We start from the raw sequence: 14,801 nt of genomic DNA, 5'->3' as shown, positions 1-14,801 counted from the left end.
GCGCATGACAGCTTTTGATTATCGCCAGGGCGAGCTGCACGCCGAGGAAGTCGCGCTGTCAGCGGTGGCCCGGCGCTTCGGCACGCCCTGCTATGTATATTCCCGCCAGGCCATCGAACAGGCCTGGAAGGCCTGGGACAGCGGCCTGCGTGATGTCCCGCACCTGGTGTGCTTCGCCGTGAAGGCAAACTCCAATCTGGCGGTGCTCAACCTGCTGGCGCGCCTGGGTTCGGGCTTCGACATCGTCTCCGGTGGCGAACTGGAGCGCGTCCTGGCCGCTGGCGGAGATCCGTCGCGGGTGGTGTTCTCCGGCCTCGGCAAGACCGCCGAGGAGATGCGCCGGGCGCTGGTAGTCGGCATTCACTGCTTCAACGTGGAATCGGCGCCCGAACTCGAGCGCCTGCAGCAGGTAGCCGCGGACATGGGCGTGCAGGCACCCGTGTCGCTGCGGGTCAACCCTGATGTGGACGCGGGGACGCATCCGTATATCTCGACGGGGCTGAAGGAAAACAAGTTCGGCATCGACATCGCCAGCGCGCCAGCGGTGTATCGCCGCGCTGCGGACCTGCCGAACATCCGGGTGGTCGGCGTCGACTGCCATATCGGCTCGCAACTGACGGACGACGCACCCTTTATCGATGCCCTGCAGCGACTGCTGGGCCTGATCGATCAGCTGGCTGCGGACGGTATACGCATCGAGCATCTCGACCTCGGTGGGGGCCTTGGCGTGACCTATCGCGATGAACAGCCTCCCGCCCCCGGCGATTATCTGCGCAAGGTCAGCGAGCTGGTCGCCGGGCGCGATCTGACGCTGTTGTTCGAGCCGGGTCGCTCCATCGTCGCCAATGCCGGCGTGCTGCTGACCCGGGTCAATCTGCTCAAGCCCACCGAGCACAAGAACTTCGCCATCATCGACGCAGCCATGAACGACCTGATCCGCCCGGCACTGTACAGCGCCTGGATGGGCATCGACGCGGTGCGCCCGCGCAGCGATGACGGCGCGCTGGAGTGGGATATCGTCGGCCCGGTGTGCGAGACCGGTGACTTCCTTGGCAAGGATCGCCGCCTGGCACTGGCCGAGGGTGACCTGCTCGCGGTGCGCTCCGCCGGTGCCTACGGCTTCGTCATGAGCTCGAACTACAACACCCGCCCGCGGGCCGCCGAAGTCATGGTGGATGGCGGAACCGCACATCTGGTGCGCCGCCGCGAGACCGTCAGCGAGCTGTTTGCCGGCGAGTCACAGCTACCCGAGGCCTGACATGCTGTTGCGATTTACCAAGATGCACGGGCTGGGTAACGATTTCATGGTCATCGATCTGGTGACCCAGCACGCCCAGCTGTCGCCCAGACTCATCAGGCAATGGAGTGACCGGCACACCGGCATCGGCTTCGATCAGCTGCTGGTGGTGGAGCCGCCGGGCCAGCCCGATGTCGATTTCCGTTATCGGATCTTCAACGCCGACGGCAGCGAGGTTGAACAGTGCGGCAACGGTGCGCGCTGCTTCGCCCGCTTCGTCCAGGACAAGCGCCTGACGGCCAAGTCGGAGATCCACGTGGAGACCGCCGGCGGCCCGATCACCCTGTCGGTGCGTGATGACGGTCAGGTAACCGTGAACATGGGCGCACCGCGTTTCGATCCGCCGCAGATCCCGTTTCAGGCCGAGCAGGAAGCGCTGACCTATCCGCTGCAGGTAGGTGGCCAGGTCTATGACGTCGCCGCCGTGTCGATGGGCAATCCGCACTGCGTGACGTTGGTCAATGATCTGCAACAACTGCCACTGGCCGAACTCGGCCCGCTGTTCGAGGCGCATCCGCGCTTCCCCCGGCGGGTCAACGCCGGGTTCATGCAGGTGGTCGACAGCCATCATGCGCGACTGCGGGTGTACGAACGCGGCGTCGGCGAGACCCAGGCCTGCGGAACCGGCGCCTGCGCGGCAGCCGTGGCAGGCATACGGACCGGGCATCTGGTTTCACCGGTAAAGATCGAACTGCCCGGCGGCATCCTGCATATCGAGTGGGCAGGTCCTGGCGAGCCGGTGATGATGACCGGCCCGGCCGTGCGGGTTTACGAGGGGCAGATACGCGTATGACCGACACGCCGCAACAACCCGAACTCTCCGCCGATCAGGTCGCCGAGTACCTGCGCCGTCATCCGGCTTTTTTTGCCGAGCACGACGAACTGCTGCCGGACCTGATCATCCCGCACCTCCCCGGCCAGGCTGTTTCGCTGGTTGAACGGCAGGTCAAGCTGCTGCGCGAGCGCAACATCGATGTGCGTCATCGACTGAATCAGCTGATGGACGTTGCTCGGGAGAACGATCGACTGTTCGAGAAGAGTCGGCGATTGATCCTCAGCATGCTCGAGGCGCAGAGCATGGAAGAGCTGATCGCCAGCATGGAAGACAGCCTGCGCGACGACTTTCAGGTCCCCTACGTCAGCCTGATCCTGTTCAGCGAAGCCGGGCGCTTCTCCAATGCGCGCTGCGTGCCTCACAGCGAAGCCCGTTCGGCCATCGGCCATCTGCTCGACAGCGGCAAGCCGCTGAGCGGCATACTGCGCTCGGACGAACTGGAGTTTCTGTTCGGCCGCCGCGGCAATGATGTCGCCTCAACCGCACTGGCGCCGATTCAGCACCAGGGCCTGCATGGCGTGCTGGCGCTCGGGAGCCGCGACGCGAACCATTACAAGGGTGCCACCGGCACGCTCTTCCTCGGCTATGTAGCCGATGCGCTGGCACGTCTGCTGCTACGCCAGCGGCCGATGGCTGACGAAGCCAGAGCCTGATGAACCCTCCCGCCGCATCGCTGCAGGGCCCGCTCGAGTCCTTTTGCGAGCACTTGCGCAGCGAGCGGCAGGTCGCAGCGAACACGCTGGATGCCTACCGTCGCGATCTGCAGACGCTGCAAACCTATCTGCAGGCCAACGGCATCGAGCGTTGGGATGCGGTTGATACTCAGGTGCTGCGCAGCTTCGTCGCACGTCGCCACCAAGGCGGTCAGTCCGGCCGTAGCCTGCAACGACAGCTGAGCTCGGTGCGCGCGCTGTATCGCTACCTGATCCGCGAAGGCGTCTGCCGGCACGATCCGGCTACCGATCTGCGCGCACCCAAGTCGCCGCGAAGGCTGCCCAGAACGCTGGACGCGGATCTCGCCGCCTCATTGCTCGACCAGGCCGGCGTCGCCGGGGGTGATGACGACGACTGGCTGCGCACGCGGGACGCGGCCATGCTTGAACTGTTCTACTCATCAGGCTTGCGCCTTTCGGAGCTGGCCGACCTGAGCCTGCACGATCTGGATTTGCGCGAGGGCGAGGTCAGGGTACTCGGCAAGGGCAGCAAGACGCGCGTACTCCCGGTCGGCCGCAAGGCCCGTGAAGCGCTGGAGCACTGGCTGGCCATGCGCCCTTCGCTGGGTGCCGAAGACCAGCCGGTATTCGTCGGGCGACAGGGCCGCCGGCTGACGCCGCGGGCAATCCAGCTGCGGGTAAGGCGCAGCGGTGTGCAGAGCATCGGCCAGCACGTGCATCCGCACATGCTTCGCCATTCCTTTGCCAGCCACCTGCTGGAATCCTCCGGCGACCTGCGCGCGGTGCAGGAGCTGCTCGGACATGCAGATATCGGCACTACGCAGATCTACACCCATCTGGACTTTCAGCATCTGGCGCAGGTCTACGACAAGGCGCATCCACGCTCGAAACGCAAACACGGGAAAGACTGATGATCCGCCTGCTGACCTTCGACCTCGACAACACCCTGTGGGAAACCGAGCCGGTGGTCATCGCCGCCGAGGCGAGACTGCTCGAGTGGCTCGCCGAGCAGGCCCCGCTGTTCGTGCGAAATCTGGACGCAGCCGCCCGACGCGCCCTGCGCAAGGACGTGCTCGCTGCCGAACCGCTGCTGCGCCATCGGGTGACGGCGCTGCGCATAGCCATTCTGGAATTGGGCCTACGTCGGGCAGGGTATTCGGACGAGCATGCGCGCGAGCTGGCGCTAGAGGGATTCGAGGTATTTCTGGAGGCGCGCCACGCGCTGACCTTCTTTCCGCACGCCGAGGCGCTGCTGGGTCGACTCGCCAGTCGGTATCAGCTTGCGACCATCTCCAACGGCAATGCCGACGTCAAGCGGCTCGGTCTGGAACAGTATTTCAAGGTCATCGTTTCGGCAGATGAAGTCGGCGTCGGCAAGCCGGACCCGGCGCCGTTTCTCGCTGCGCTCGAGCGAGCCGGTGTCGAGCCGCATGAGACGCTGCACATCGGTGATCATCCGGTCGACGATATTCAGGGCGCACAAGGGGTGGGCCTGCACACGCTCTGGTTCAACCGTCTTGAATTGCCCTGGCCGGATCAGCCACGGCCGCACGGTGAAGTGAAATGCCTGAGTGAAGTGGAAGGCTGGCTGGAGGCATACCTCCGCCGGCTCTGAGACTGCGAACCCGAGCCTGGGCCAGCGCACGGCTCGGGTCCGCCAGCCCGGATCAGATCGGACGGCTACCGTACTTGCTGTCCGGCTTCTTCGGCGGATCGCCTACCACGTTGTCGTCAATTTCCTGCACCTTGCCGCCGCGCGCCATGAACTCCTCGATCTGCCGCGCCAGCATTTCGCGCTCACGCGCCTTGGCTTCGAGCGACAGGCCCTCAAGCGGATCCTCGACGACTGCAGCCTTTTTCTTCGGCTTGGGAGCCGGTTCGTCGTCCTCTACCTCTGGCAGATCGTCGACGTCATTGTCGTCCACACTCTCCAGCTCTTCGTCTTCAATATCGTCGTCGCTCATCACCTGACTCTCGCAGCGGGAAAAACAGGCTATTTATAGCGCAACGAAACTTTTTGGCTAGAGGGCACGAAGATTATTTTTCATGGTTCAGACAGATGCCCCCTGCGTGAGTCGGGCCAGCTGGTCCAGGTCCGTTTGTACGCCTGACGTTTCGCGAATGCGCGCCAGGATCTGCCGCTTCAGGTGGATGAAGGACGGTTCCAGCTTCATGTCCTGATGGCGCGCCTCAGGCAGCGGTACTTCATAGATGGTATCGATGCGACCGGGCCGCGGCGCCATCAGCACGATACGGCTGCCCAGGTAGATTGCCTCCTCCACATCGTGGGTGACGAACACGATGGTGGTCTTTTCCAGCCGGTGCACGTGGCGAATCAGATCGTGCATCACCTCGCGGGTCTGCGCATCCAGCGCGCCGAACGGTTCATCCATCAGCAGGATGTCCGGGCGCGGCATCAACGCGCGTGCGATCGCCACGCGCTGCTGCATGCCGCCCGACAGCTGGCTGGGATAGGCATCGGCAAACGGCGCAAGGCCCATCAGGCTGAGCAGCGCGTCGGCCCGCCCGCTCGCCGTTTCCACGTCGGACTGGCTGTATACGGTATCGGAGATCGCGCGTAACTGACGGCAGAATTTGATGTTCTGCATCACCGTCAGCCACGGATACAAACTGTAATGCTGGAAGACCATTGCGCGATCGACACCGGGGCCGTCGATCGGCTGGTCGTGCAGCAACAGATCGCCGCTGTTGTGCGTCTCGAGCCCGGCGAGGATGCGCAGCAGGGTGGACTTGCCGCAACCGGAGGCGCCGACAAAGGTCACGAACTCGTTCGGTCGTATGTCCAGATCGATGTTGCGCAGCGCTTCGATGGTCTGGCTGCGGGTGACGAACTGCTTGCCGAGCTGGCGGATGCCGATACAGGGTTTGTCCATGGTCTCACCTCTTCTGCCAGTGGAAGGCGCGGCGCCCGATCCAGCGGAACGCCTGGTCGGTGAGCAGCCCGATCAGGCCGATCAACAGAATGCCGGCGAAGATCTTGTCGGTATGCATGTAGCGCTGGGCGCGCAGGATGGCGTAACCCAGACCGGAGTTGGACGCCACCAGCTCGGCCACGACCAGATAGGTCCAGGCCCAGCCGCAGGTGATGCGCAGGGTATCGAGCAGGGCCGGCCGCGCGGATGGCAGGATCACCAGGCGAATGATTTCCCCGCGTGAGGCGCCCATGGTCTGCGCCGCCTCGATCTGCGCCATCGGCACCCGGCGCACGTCCTCCGCCGCCATCAGCGTCATCTGGAAGAAGGTGCCGATGAAGATGATCAGTATCTTCGAGCCCTCGTCGATGCCGACCCACAGCATGACCAGCGGGATGAACGCAACCGCGGGCATGTAGCGGATGAAGTCGATCAGCGGCTCAAGCGTCGCCTGCACCGTGCGGTAGGTGCCCAGATACAGGCCCAGTGGCAGCGCGAACAGCGCCGAGAGCAGAAAGCCGGCCATGACCCGGTAGACGCTGATGCCGATGTCGGCCAGCAGGCCTTCATCGGTCCACCAGCGCCAGACCCGCTGGGCCACCGCTTCCGGGCTTGGCATGAACAGCGGATCGGCGAGGCCCAGCGCGGTGTACAACCACCAGGCGATGAAGGGTGAGCAGAGGCCGATCGTGGCCAGGATGGCGGCGCTGCGACCACCCATGTCCCCACGAATGGTCCACCAGCGACTGCGGCGCCGAACGGGCGTGGTCGGGGCGCCGGAGACCGGCAGCGGTGCCTGTGCGTTCATGCGAAGTCCTCCTCGGGAACGGGACGACATACCGGATTCGCCACTCTGAGCCATCCACCTGCCGGCGCATGGGCACCCAGCTTGGCGAGTCGCGTCGCGGGCCACGTCGTCAGCGGTGCGGTCGGCTCCGGATTGAGCAGCAACGCCTTGCCCAGGCGACAAGGCAGCGTCGAGAGCTCGATGCGCCATGCATGGCCGGTCGAGTCGATCCGGCCGAAAGACAGCTCCATGTCCAGCATCCGCTCTGCCTGCTCGGCGGAGGCGGTGGTGAGCTGCCTGACCAGCGAGGCATCCTCGCGCAGCGGTTCCGGACGGCTGGCCACGAACAGGAAGAACGTCCCGGCGCGTAACAGGCAGGCACTGCGGACCCCGGTGTCAGCGTCGGTCAGCCATTGCGCCTGGCTTTCTCCCTGCGAACCGGGCAATCGCTTCCATACTTCCAGGTAGCTGCCATCGAGGGCTCTTTCATGGAGTTCGTCAGGCCCGACGAAGGTCATCCGGCCGACATCGGGCGGGCTTGCCGGATGGAAATCTATCACTCGATGCCAGCGGCACAGATCTCCCTCGACGCGGGTGACCCCGGCGAACCCGGCCTGCAGGCAGCGCTGTTCCAGTGAGCGTGGACGGGGCTCCGGGATGCGAATATCCGCATGCAGCGATTCGGTCTGCAGCCAGAACACCCGCGTGGTACGGTCTTCGAAACCGTTCGCGGTCCGCAGCAGCGTGCGCTGCCATACACCCAGATAGGGTTCGGGTACATTCATGCGTGGTACTCCGGGAAGCGTTTGAGGGTCCGCCAGAAGGCCATGTCATGGTTGGGCCAGAGCTCGGCGCCGGTCTCTACTGCCACCCGCTTGAGCTTGCGAATGCTGTCCACTGCCAGATCATCCCGATCACGCCAGCACAGCCCAGGCGCAACCTCGTCAGCCAGGTTCTCCGTGAGATCGGCCGCGTCGCCGGCGAGAATCACCGGCGCGCCCGTCGGCAGCTCGATCAACAGGGACATGTGCCCGGCCGTATGACCCGGCGTGTTAATTGCGCGCACCCCCGGCAACAGGTCGTACTCGTCGCGCTGGAGCTTCCAGCGCACATCGCCGGCGAAGTCGTCGGCGAAATACGCGTTGTCCGCAGGCTCCCGCGCGGCCTCAAGTTCGGCTTCATGGACATGCACGTCGGCACCGCACACTTCGCACAGCCCGCCTGCGTGGTCGAAATGCAGGTGGCTGAGAAACACCAGATCGATATCGGCGCAAGTCAGCCCCATACGCTGCAAGTGCGCAGTCAGCCGCTGCTCTTCGCTCATCTCCGGTGGCCCCATGGGGAAGTCCACCGGGTCGAACCAGCGCTGCCGGGCAACCGGATCGTCCAGTTTGTGGAAGTCGCAACCGACGTCGAACAGCACCCGGCCCTGCCGCGTTTCGATCAGGTAGGCGAGGATGGGTGCCTCGATCAGCGTCCCTTCGCCCCGATTGCGGGTGGAATAGGACTTGTCATAGCGGTGGGTGGCGGTGAGTAGCGGCCACAGCTTGAGGACCTGGCTCATGCTTCAAGCCTCCAGCCGGAATTCATGCCGCACCGCGGCGACGATGCCGCTGACGATATCGTCGGCCATCCGCGCGCCCTTTGCCGCATCGGAGCCGCGCGCCGAGGAGAGCACGCCGGACGGTGGCACCCACTCGGTACGCGATGGATACATGTCGTACAGGGGAAAGTCCGCCGGGCCATCATCCGGAATCAGGTCCAGACGAACCAGAGCGGGGTGGTAATGCAGCATCAGCGAGGTCTCGATCACCGCTGCATGCTCCAGCGAGAAGCCGGGGAAACCGTCCGGGAACACGTCGGCCAGTGTCTGCTCGCTGCAGTAATCCCAGTGTTCCAGACGCATGACTTCCAGCGCACAGCCCTGGCCCAGCTCGCGCAGCGCCAGCTGGATTCCCTCGGCCACGAACCACTGATTCTCGTAGTGACCAAGCACCAGTACCAGCCGCCTGACGCCGTGGCGGGCGAACTCGCGCACCGCATCCTGAACCAGTGCGATCAGCGTCGCGCCATCCAGACTGGTGGTGCCGCAGAAGTGTTGCCCACCGCCGCACTTGGGCTGCGACTTGTAGCCGTAGGCCAGGGCCGGAGCGACGATGCCGCCGACCTGCCGCGCAGCATCTGCAGCGATGGCAGTGGACAGCAGCGCATCGGTGCCAAGCGGCAGGTGCGGCCCGTGCTGCTCGGTGGCGCCGCAGGGCAGAAACACCACTGCGCTGTCATTGACGCGTTGCTGATATTCCACCCAGCTGATCTGGTCCATGAATACGCTTGTCATCAGATTGCACTCCTCGGCAGGGCAGGTTGGGGCTGGTCTGGCCAGGCGGCCAGTACGGCGGCCACGCACACCAGACCGGCACCGAGACTTTCGCGCGGCCCGAGCGGTACGTCGCCCAGCCAGGCTGCAGACAGCACAGCCGCGATCAACTCGAAAACGATGATTACTGCTGCGCGGCTGGCTTCCAGATGCGTGACGCCGTACTGCGCTGCCAATGTTGCGAGCAGCCAGCCAACGGAGAACAGGGCAACCAGTACCCAGGTTACCGGGCGCAGTGTGGGCAGGCCCTGGTCCAGGATCAGGCAGGCGACACCGGCAAAGACGACACTGCCTATGAAGGCGGCGAAGGTCTTGCTGAACAGCGGAATGCGGTGGGCGGCACGGGTAGCCAGGTTGTTCATGGCGAAGGCGAAGCCTGCGCTCAGGGCCAGCCAATCGATACCTTGCAGCGGCTTGAGGGTATCCAGGCCGATTCCCAGCGTGAGCGCAATGCCGAGCAACGCCAATGCAAGCGCACCGAGACGCAACGCCGTGAGCTGCTCGCGCAGCAGCAGCCAGCCGCCGAGCACGGCCCACACCGGCGCCAGGTAGAACAGCAGCATGAGCCGGACAATGTCATGCCCCAATGACAGCGACCCGATCAGCGCCGTGTTGGCCCACCCGCCGAAGACCACGATTGCAAGCAATCCCCACGCTTGACCCCGCCACGCCCGGCGTTGCCACCAGAGAAGCGGCACCGCCACCAGCGCGATCAGTCCGTAACTGGCAAATACCATGGGCATGCCGCTAATACCGGCTTCGGCGAAGGCCCGCAGGGGGATCCAGCTGGTACCCCAGAGGAGCGTCGCGAATATCAGAACGAGCTCAGGCCGCAGCATCAGCCACCCATCCAGGAGCCGCCGTTGGGCCCGAGTATCTGTCCGGTAAAGAAGCTCGCTTCGCTCGACAGGAGAAAGCACACCGCAGCGGCCACTTCCGCCGGCTGACCGAGGCGCGCCGCCGGAATCGCAACTTCCCGAGCCATCCATTCGGCGCTCATGTGAGCTGGCGAGACCATCGCCGTTTCGATCGGCCCGGGAGCAACCCCATTTATGCGGATCAGCGGCGCAAACTCGCGTGCCAGAGCGCGGGTCAGACCGATCACGCCAGCCTTGGCCGCACAATAGGCGACGTAATCCTCGCGGCCGAGAAAGCCCAGGTCTGAGGCGACGTTGACGATGCTCCCGCCACCACGTGCGGACATACCGTGCAGGGCCAGGCGGCAGCAGCGATAGACGCCGTCCAGATCGACCGACATCACCCTCTGCCAGTCCTCCTCTCCCGTTTGCAGGAAGGGCTTTTCAAGAATGACGCCCGCATTGTTGACCAGACCATGCAAAGGACCGTCCTTTTCCATGCGGGCGAACATCGCCTTCACTGAAGCCGCGTCGGCGACGTCCACTTCCAGGCCCCGGACGATGCCGCCCTGCGCTGCAACCGAGCGGATCAGCTCATCCATGAGGTGTTCCTGGCCTGTCTGATACCCTGCCCAGACCCGGGCGCCACGTCCGGCCAGTGCCTCGACGCACGCACGGCCGATACCGGTCGCGGCGCCTGTCACCAGAATGCACTGATCTGCAAGGCTGGACGGCATACTCAATGCATCATCTCCCCGCGACTGACGACCAGCGCCTGGCCGGTCATGGCCGCTGCGAGCGGGCTTCCGAGAAACAGGAAGGTTCCGGCCAGGTCTGCTGGCGTCAATAGTTCGGGGATAGCCTGGGCAGACAGAATGTGTTGCAGTTCGGCGGCTTCGCTGCGTCCGCTGACAGCGGCCATGCTGCGCAGGGACGCCATGGCCGCGTCCGTGGCGATCCAGCCCGGGCAGACCGCATTTACCCGTACCCGCTGCGGGCCCAGCTCCCAGGCCAGCGAGCGGGTCAGACCGATCACCGCGTGCTTGCTCGCCACATAGGCCGAAAAGCCGGCAACCGCACTCAGCCCCCAGATCGAGGACTGGTTGATCACGCTGCTGCCTTCACCGAGCAACGGGAGGACAGCCCGCGTCAGTCGCAGCATGCTGACCACGTTGTTGTCCAGTTGAGCCTGCCAGCGCGAATTAGCGTCGGCTGCAGCGTCGAGCAGCGGCGTCGGCAGCTCGATGCCGGCATTGTTCACCAGCACGTCGAGCCGCCCACAACGCTCGCGCAGCACGTCGGCAAACGCGGAGACCGCCGCATCATCGCCAAGATCGACACAGCTGCCGCGCACGCAGCGCGCGCCGAGCTCGTCTACCACTCTGGCGAGGCCTTCAGCGTCACGATCAATCAGCTCCAGCCGCGCGCCCTGCTCGGCGAACGCGCGAGCCAGCCCGCGGCCGATGCCGCTACCGGCTCCGCTGATCAGTACAGTACGGCCGCTGTAATCGACGTCTCGCATATCACACCGCCGTCAGGAACGAGACGCCGACCGCGCCATAGAAGTTGTCTGCACGCTTCGGCCCGTCACCGAACTGCCCGTAGTCGTCATCGGTGACCCGACGTAGCCGGTGCCGATGGAAACTGCTGACCAGTTCTCTCATTGGCACCACCTGCCGGTAACCATCGCTGTAGAACGATGCATGCAAGGCGGGCAGGCGATACCACGGCGCGACCGGCTTTTCATGGTGGGCGTTGTGGTAGGAAAAGTTGAGCAGCAGCAGATTGAGTGCAGGCCAGCGCAGGGAAACCAGATTGCTGAAGGTGTTCTGCTGCTCGTAGGCGCGGTCGCGCAGCTTGTCGGCCGGGATGTCGCCTTCCTCCAGCACGGCGAAGGCGTCATAGGTGTGCTGGTAGGCGTCGGTGAAGCGCAGCACGGTGATCATGATCAGCCAGGCCACCGCGTAGAGCACCAGCGCCGCGGGAGACAACCAGCCGAGCAGGGCGAACGCGGCGATACGGATCACCAGGATGGTGGCCACGGCAGGACGGCGGGCACGCTGCTTCTCGCTGTCGCTGAGGAACGGCAGCAGGATGACGTAGCCATGCAGCAGTAATTCGACGGCGGGAATGTAGGCCCACTCCAGCGCCAGGATGAGCTTACGCACCCCGACAGGCAGGCCGTTGATGAACTGCTTGCTGTCGAAGGTCAGTACATCGGCCCGGTCCACGTGGTGACGCATGTGCTTTCGGCGCAGGTCCTGGAATTCGGCGTAGCAGCCGCCGGTCATCCAGCTGTATACCGCACCGGCGCGAGCGTTGTGCTGCGGTGAACTGAAAATGGTGCCATGGGCGAACTCGTGCATCAGATAGGCACCGATGATCATCGCGTGCGCGAGCAGTAGCGTCCCGCCTGCCTTGAGCAGCCAGGAATCGGCGAGCAATAGGCCGATGCCGACGACGTAGCCGGCCAGACTGTAGGTCATGGCCAGGATATTGGGCAGCGGACCGTCGGTATAACGGAACAGCGGCTTGCGCTTGGCAGCGGGCCTGCCTGTGGATGCGGACGTGGTCATGGCTCCTCCGGATGGCGATGCAGCGGATGCGCCCACGGCAGCATCCGCGATACCTGTGGTTATTCGGTCAGGGCTTCAACGAAGCTGGCATCAAAGGTCTCGGCAAAATCAGGAGCCGCCTGGATCTGCTGGTTCTTCACCAGAATGTCGGCAATTACCGCACCGCTGCCGAAGAACGAGGTGGTGTCTTCCGATTTCTCGAAACTCTTGGCCATCTCGTCCAGGGGCAGATTGTAGGCGCCCTCCATCTGCTCGACGGCTTCTTCAGCGGTGACGCCGAGCACCTTGCCGATGATCTTCGCGGACTCTTCGGGGTTGGCTTGCATGTAATCCAGCCCGGCCTGGTAGCCCTTGATCATTGCAGTGATGGCCTCGGGGCGCTTCTCGATCACGCTCTGGTCGAACACCAGCACGTCGGTGATCAGGCCAGGGGCGTCCTTCGAGGAGTACACCACGTGGTATTTGTCACCTTTGCCCATGCCGAGAATCTGCGACACATTCGGCTCGTAGGTCACCCCGACCGGCAGGCTGCCGGAGGCCATGGCGCCCGGAATGCCTTCAGGGGTCATGTTCACCGGGCGGATATCCTTTTCGCTCATGCCGTTGCTCTGCAACGCGTAAGCCAGCAGAAAGTCAGAAGGAGACAGGGGGTTGTAGCCAACCGCCTTGCCCTTGAAATCGGCGATCGAGGTGATCGACTTGTCGGCCACGATGGCATCGCCGCCATTGGAGAAGTCGATGGGCATGACGACCTGATGCTTGAGCCCCTTGGCCACCGAGCCGACGACCTGGTCATAGGTCAACATGCCGCCGTCCACCGCGCGACTGGCCATGGCGGAGGGGATGAGTGCCGGATCATTGAAAAATTGCAGATCGACGTCGAGCCCGAATTCGTCGTACAGATCGAGCTCATCAGCCACGTAGAACGGACCGTAGCCGGCCCAGACCACAGTGCCGATCTTCAGGGTCTCGGCCCCTTGTGCGGCCATGGGCGCAACGAAAGATACGCTCGCCAGGCCGACGCCGAGCAGGGTCTTGCGAAAGCAACGCAGCATAGAGACGGTCATGATGTGCAACTCCTACACAGTGAGAAAAAAGCACGGGATCGCGTCGTCATGACGGTCTCCCGGGCTTTTATCCCGCCGTGTAGCCTCCTGATCCATGGAAGCCGGAAAACTCTCGGACCAGCATCTGCGTCCTGCAGACCGGAACCCTAGTTCGCCTAAGTACCACTCCGATTTGTGTGATGCGTCATGCTTGCTGGTGACTCATCCCGCTTCATCATAGGTTTTGCATGGTTGATGCCAACTTCCCGTATACACGCCCAAACCCGTCTGCGACGGGCCCTGGCGAGTAGCAGGCGATCTGACAGGGAGACTTGGCAGGCGATCAGGGCAGCGATAGCGCCCGAAAAGGGGGCGGGCTGGGCTGGCGCGGTGCATCACGCCGGCCGGCCGGGAGGAGGGAGACCTACATCTGCTGGACGCTGGTTATCTGGTCGGCCAGCCGCAGCGTTTCGTTTTTTTCCAGATCGTGGATCTTCTGCGCCAGCTCCTTGGCCTCAGGCACGGCGCCCTTGCTGACCATGCTCTCCCATACTTCGATCACCTGATTGTGGACGTCGAAGACTTCGTTGGAGATGGCAGTGAAATCCATGGTCCCGAAGTCGATGTCACGGGTGCGCGCGTCCGGCGGCAGCGTCTCGGTAAGATGCTCGTACAGCCAGGTTTCCAGGGCCTTGGGGTCGGCCTGATCCTTGAAGCCTTCGACCTCTTTGGCGAGCGTACGCTCGTGGTCGATGAGGTATTCCAGCACCCATTTGGCGCGTTCGTCGGTCTGCTGTGGCCGGCCTTTCTCCATCGCATCGGCGAGATTGGTGTGGAATTGGGCCGTCCATTCGGTCAGGTACTGGAACGTCTGCGCTTTCATGGCATCTCCTTCCTGGTTGAGTCTGTGCTAGATAGGACCGCCAGCGGCAGCGCATGGTTCGCCTGATACAGATGCCGTAACCTTTGCGCCGACCGAACCAGTCAATGCTCACCCTGCAGCGTCGCAACGATGCGACGCGACCCGCCCTGCTCGCGGTGCTCACCCAGATAGATCCCCTGCCACGTACCCATCGCCAGAGCGCCGCCGGCAACCGGAATGCTCAGCTGCACGCCAAGCAGACTGCTCTTGACGTGCGCAGTCATGTCGTCCGGCCCTTCGTACGTATGCTGGAAATACGGCGTGTCATCCGGTACCAGGCGACGCAGAAAGGCTTCAAGGTCGCCCATCACCAGCGGATCGGCGTTCTCATTGATGCTCAAAGACGCCGAGGTATGCTGCAGCCAGAGATGCAACAGACCCGTTTCCACCCGAGTGAGCTCCGGCATTGCGCCCACGATTTCCTCGGTGATGATGTGAAAGCCACGGCTGCGCCCGCGCAGGCGGATGGTGCGTTGAAGCCACATGACATGCTCCTT

The 14,801-nt window shown here is 63.9% G+C and carries 18 protein-coding genes and 1 riboswitch; of the genes, 5 read left to right on the top strand and 13 right to left on the bottom strand.

The annotated features are described in order from the left end of the window. The first annotated feature begins 4 nt into the window (after nucleotides 1-4). From lysA to KEM63_RS00630, 5 genes are read left to right on the top strand one after another with little or no spacing between them, the layout of a single operon-like run. Nucleotides 5-1,258 carry a diaminopimelate decarboxylase gene (lysA, locus tag KEM63_RS00650; RefSeq protein ID WP_223654008.1) on the top strand — a complete coding sequence of 418 codons (1,254 nt, stop codon included), beginning with the start codon at nucleotides 5-7 and terminating at the stop codon, nucleotides 1,256-1,258. 1 nt (nucleotide 1,259) lies between these two features. Beyond that, the gene (gene dapF / locus KEM63_RS00645) at nucleotides 1,260-2,090 is read left to right on the top strand and encodes a diaminopimelate epimerase (RefSeq protein ID WP_223654006.1); all 831 of its coding nucleotides are present in this window, start codon (nucleotides 1,260-1,262) and stop codon (nucleotides 2,088-2,090) included. Further along, nucleotides 2,087-2,785 (top strand): DUF484 family protein, encoded by a 699-nt coding sequence (locus tag KEM63_RS00640; protein ID WP_223654004.1) that lies wholly within the window; start codon nucleotides 2,087-2,089, stop codon nucleotides 2,783-2,785. The genes dapF and KEM63_RS00640 overlap by 4 nt, the downstream gene beginning before the upstream one ends. 20 nt (nucleotides 2,786-2,805) lie before the next feature. Next, nucleotides 2,806-3,717 carry a tyrosine recombinase XerC gene (gene xerC / locus KEM63_RS00635; protein WP_223655912.1) on the top strand — a complete coding sequence of 304 codons (912 nt, stop codon included), beginning with the start codon at nucleotides 2,806-2,808 and terminating at the stop codon, nucleotides 3,715-3,717. After that, entirely contained in the window at nucleotides 3,717-4,421 is a 705-nt protein-coding gene (locus KEM63_RS00630; RefSeq protein WP_223654002.1) for an HAD family hydrolase, read from the top strand. Before xerC ends, KEM63_RS00630 begins: the two co-directional genes overlap by 1 nt. Nucleotides 4,422-4,473: 52 nt before the next feature. On the opposite strand, the gene KEM63_RS00625 is transcribed toward KEM63_RS00630, so the two are convergent. The 13 genes from KEM63_RS00625 to KEM63_RS00565 all read right to left on the bottom strand — a co-directional run bounded on the left by KEM63_RS00625 (nucleotide 4,474) and on the right by KEM63_RS00565 (nucleotide 14,789). Continuing rightward, a complete protein-coding gene (locus KEM63_RS00625) occupies nucleotides 4,474-4,770 on the bottom strand; it encodes a hypothetical protein (RefSeq protein WP_223654000.1) in 297 nt (98 codons plus the stop codon). A gap of 87 nt (nucleotides 4,771-4,857) precedes the next feature. Continuing rightward, a complete protein-coding gene (locus KEM63_RS00620) occupies nucleotides 4,858-5,700 on the bottom strand; it encodes an ABC transporter ATP-binding protein (protein ID WP_223653998.1) in 843 nt (280 codons plus the stop codon). A 4-nt stretch (nucleotides 5,701-5,704) separates the two neighbouring features. Next, nucleotides 5,705-6,460, bottom strand: a complete 756-nt coding sequence (locus KEM63_RS00615) for an ABC transporter permease (protein WP_423747842.1) — start codon at nucleotides 6,458-6,460, stop codon at nucleotides 5,705-5,707. Between the two features lie 83 nt (nucleotides 6,461-6,543). Further along, nucleotides 6,544-7,311: a hypothetical protein gene (locus tag KEM63_RS00610; RefSeq protein WP_223653994.1), complete on the bottom strand. Its 768-nt coding sequence runs from the start codon at nucleotides 7,309-7,311 to the stop codon at nucleotides 6,544-6,546. Then, nucleotides 7,308-8,090, bottom strand: coding sequence for an N-acyl homoserine lactonase family protein (locus tag KEM63_RS00605; protein ID WP_223653992.1), 783 nt, complete (start codon nucleotides 8,088-8,090; stop codon nucleotides 7,308-7,310). Before KEM63_RS00605 ends, KEM63_RS00610 begins: the two co-directional genes overlap by 4 nt. A 3-nt stretch (nucleotides 8,091-8,093) precedes the next feature. After that, nucleotides 8,094-8,864, bottom strand: a complete 771-nt coding sequence (locus KEM63_RS00600) for a creatininase (protein ID WP_223653990.1) — start codon at nucleotides 8,862-8,864, stop codon at nucleotides 8,094-8,096. Beyond that, on the bottom strand, nucleotides 8,864-9,742 hold the full coding sequence (locus KEM63_RS00595) for a DMT family transporter (RefSeq protein WP_223653988.1): 879 nt from the start codon (nucleotides 9,740-9,742) through the stop codon (nucleotides 8,864-8,866). The genes KEM63_RS00600 and KEM63_RS00595 overlap by 1 nt, the downstream gene beginning before the upstream one ends. Next, entirely contained in the window at nucleotides 9,742-10,497 is a 756-nt protein-coding gene (locus tag KEM63_RS00590; RefSeq protein ID WP_223655911.1) for an SDR family NAD(P)-dependent oxidoreductase, read from the bottom strand. Before KEM63_RS00590 ends, KEM63_RS00595 begins: the two co-directional genes overlap by 1 nt. Nucleotides 10,498-10,499: 2 nt before the next feature. Beyond that, on the bottom strand, nucleotides 10,500-11,282 hold the full coding sequence (locus KEM63_RS00585) for an SDR family NAD(P)-dependent oxidoreductase (RefSeq protein ID WP_223653986.1): 783 nt from the start codon (nucleotides 11,280-11,282) through the stop codon (nucleotides 10,500-10,502). A gap of 1 nt (nucleotide 11,283) precedes the next feature. Beyond that, complete coding sequence (locus tag KEM63_RS00580) at nucleotides 11,284-12,336, bottom strand: fatty acid desaturase family protein (protein WP_223653984.1); 1,053 nt, start codon at nucleotides 12,334-12,336, stop codon at nucleotides 11,284-11,286. Between the two features lie 59 nt (nucleotides 12,337-12,395). Further along, a complete protein-coding gene (locus tag KEM63_RS00575) occupies nucleotides 12,396-13,403 on the bottom strand; it encodes an ABC transporter substrate-binding protein (RefSeq protein ID WP_223653982.1) in 1,008 nt (335 codons plus the stop codon). Nucleotides 13,404-13,457: 54 nt separating this feature from the next. Continuing rightward, a riboswitch (guanidine-I (ykkC/yxkD leader) is annotated at nucleotides 13,458-13,564 on the bottom strand. 242 nt (nucleotides 13,565-13,806) lie between these two features. Beyond that, nucleotides 13,807-14,265 (bottom strand): hypothetical protein, encoded by a 459-nt coding sequence (locus tag KEM63_RS00570; RefSeq protein WP_223653980.1) that lies wholly within the window; start codon nucleotides 14,263-14,265, stop codon nucleotides 13,807-13,809. A 101-nt stretch (nucleotides 14,266-14,366) separates the two neighbouring features. Next, on the bottom strand, nucleotides 14,367-14,789 hold the full coding sequence (locus KEM63_RS00565; protein ID WP_223653978.1) for a secondary thiamine-phosphate synthase enzyme YjbQ: 423 nt from the start codon (nucleotides 14,787-14,789) through the stop codon (nucleotides 14,367-14,369). Nucleotides 14,790-14,801: the final 12 nt, after the last annotated feature.

This window comes from Halopseudomonas nanhaiensis (assembly GCF_020025155.1).
Taxonomy (GTDB): Bacteria; Pseudomonadota; Gammaproteobacteria; order Pseudomonadales; family Pseudomonadaceae; genus Halopseudomonas; species Halopseudomonas nanhaiensis.
This window is presented reverse-complemented; position numbering and strand designations above follow the sequence as displayed.

Bases quoted from the DNA above. Each gene is read 5' to 3' on its own strand.
- lysA (WP_223654008.1), top strand. From the start codon at position 5: ATGACAGCTTTTGATTATCGCCAGGGCGAGCTGCACGCCGAGGAAGTC.
- dapF (WP_223654006.1), top strand. From the start codon at position 1,260: ATGCTGTTGCGATTTACCAAGATGCACGGGCTGGGTAACGATTTCATG.
- KEM63_RS00640 (WP_223654004.1), top strand. From the start codon at position 2,087: ATGACCGACACGCCGCAACAACCCGAACTCTCCGCCGATCAGGTCGCC.
- KEM63_RS00630 (WP_223654002.1), top strand. From the start codon at position 3,717: ATGATCCGCCTGCTGACCTTCGACCTCGACAACACCCTGTGGGAAACC.
- KEM63_RS00625 (WP_223654000.1), bottom strand. From the start codon at position 4,770: ATGAGCGACGACGATATTGAAGACGAAGAGCTGGAGAGTGTGGACGAC.
- KEM63_RS00620 (WP_223653998.1), bottom strand. From the start codon at position 5,700: ATGGACAAACCCTGTATCGGCATCCGCCAGCTCGGCAAGCAGTTCGTC.
- KEM63_RS00615 (WP_423747842.1), bottom strand. From the start codon at position 6,460: ATGGGTGGTCGCAGCGCCGCCATCCTGGCCACGATCGGCCTCTGCTCA.
- KEM63_RS00610 (WP_223653994.1), bottom strand. From the start codon at position 7,311: ATGAATGTACCCGAACCCTATCTGGGTGTATGGCAGCGCACGCTGCTG.
- KEM63_RS00605 (WP_223653992.1), bottom strand. From the start codon at position 8,090: ATGAGCCAGGTCCTCAAGCTGTGGCCGCTACTCACCGCCACCCACCGC.
- KEM63_RS00600 (WP_223653990.1), bottom strand. From the start codon at position 8,864: ATGACAAGCGTATTCATGGACCAGATCAGCTGGGTGGAATATCAGCAA.
- KEM63_RS00595 (WP_223653988.1), bottom strand. From the start codon at position 9,742: ATGCTGCGGCCTGAGCTCGTTCTGATATTCGCGACGCTCCTCTGGGGT.
- KEM63_RS00590 (WP_223655911.1), bottom strand. From the start codon at position 10,497: ATGCCGTCCAGCCTTGCAGATCAGTGCATTCTGGTGACAGGCGCCGCG.
- KEM63_RS00585 (WP_223653986.1), bottom strand. From the start codon at position 11,282: ATGCGAGACGTCGATTACAGCGGCCGTACTGTACTGATCAGCGGAGCC.
- KEM63_RS00580 (WP_223653984.1), bottom strand. From the start codon at position 12,336: ATGACCACGTCCGCATCCACAGGCAGGCCCGCTGCCAAGCGCAAGCCG.
- KEM63_RS00575 (WP_223653982.1), bottom strand. From the start codon at position 13,403: ATGACCGTCTCTATGCTGCGTTGCTTTCGCAAGACCCTGCTCGGCGTC.
- KEM63_RS00570 (WP_223653980.1), bottom strand. From the start codon at position 14,265: ATGAAAGCGCAGACGTTCCAGTACCTGACCGAATGGACGGCCCAATTC.
- KEM63_RS00565 (WP_223653978.1), bottom strand. From the start codon at position 14,789: ATGTGGCTTCAACGCACCATCCGCCTGCGCGGGCGCAGCCGTGGCTTT.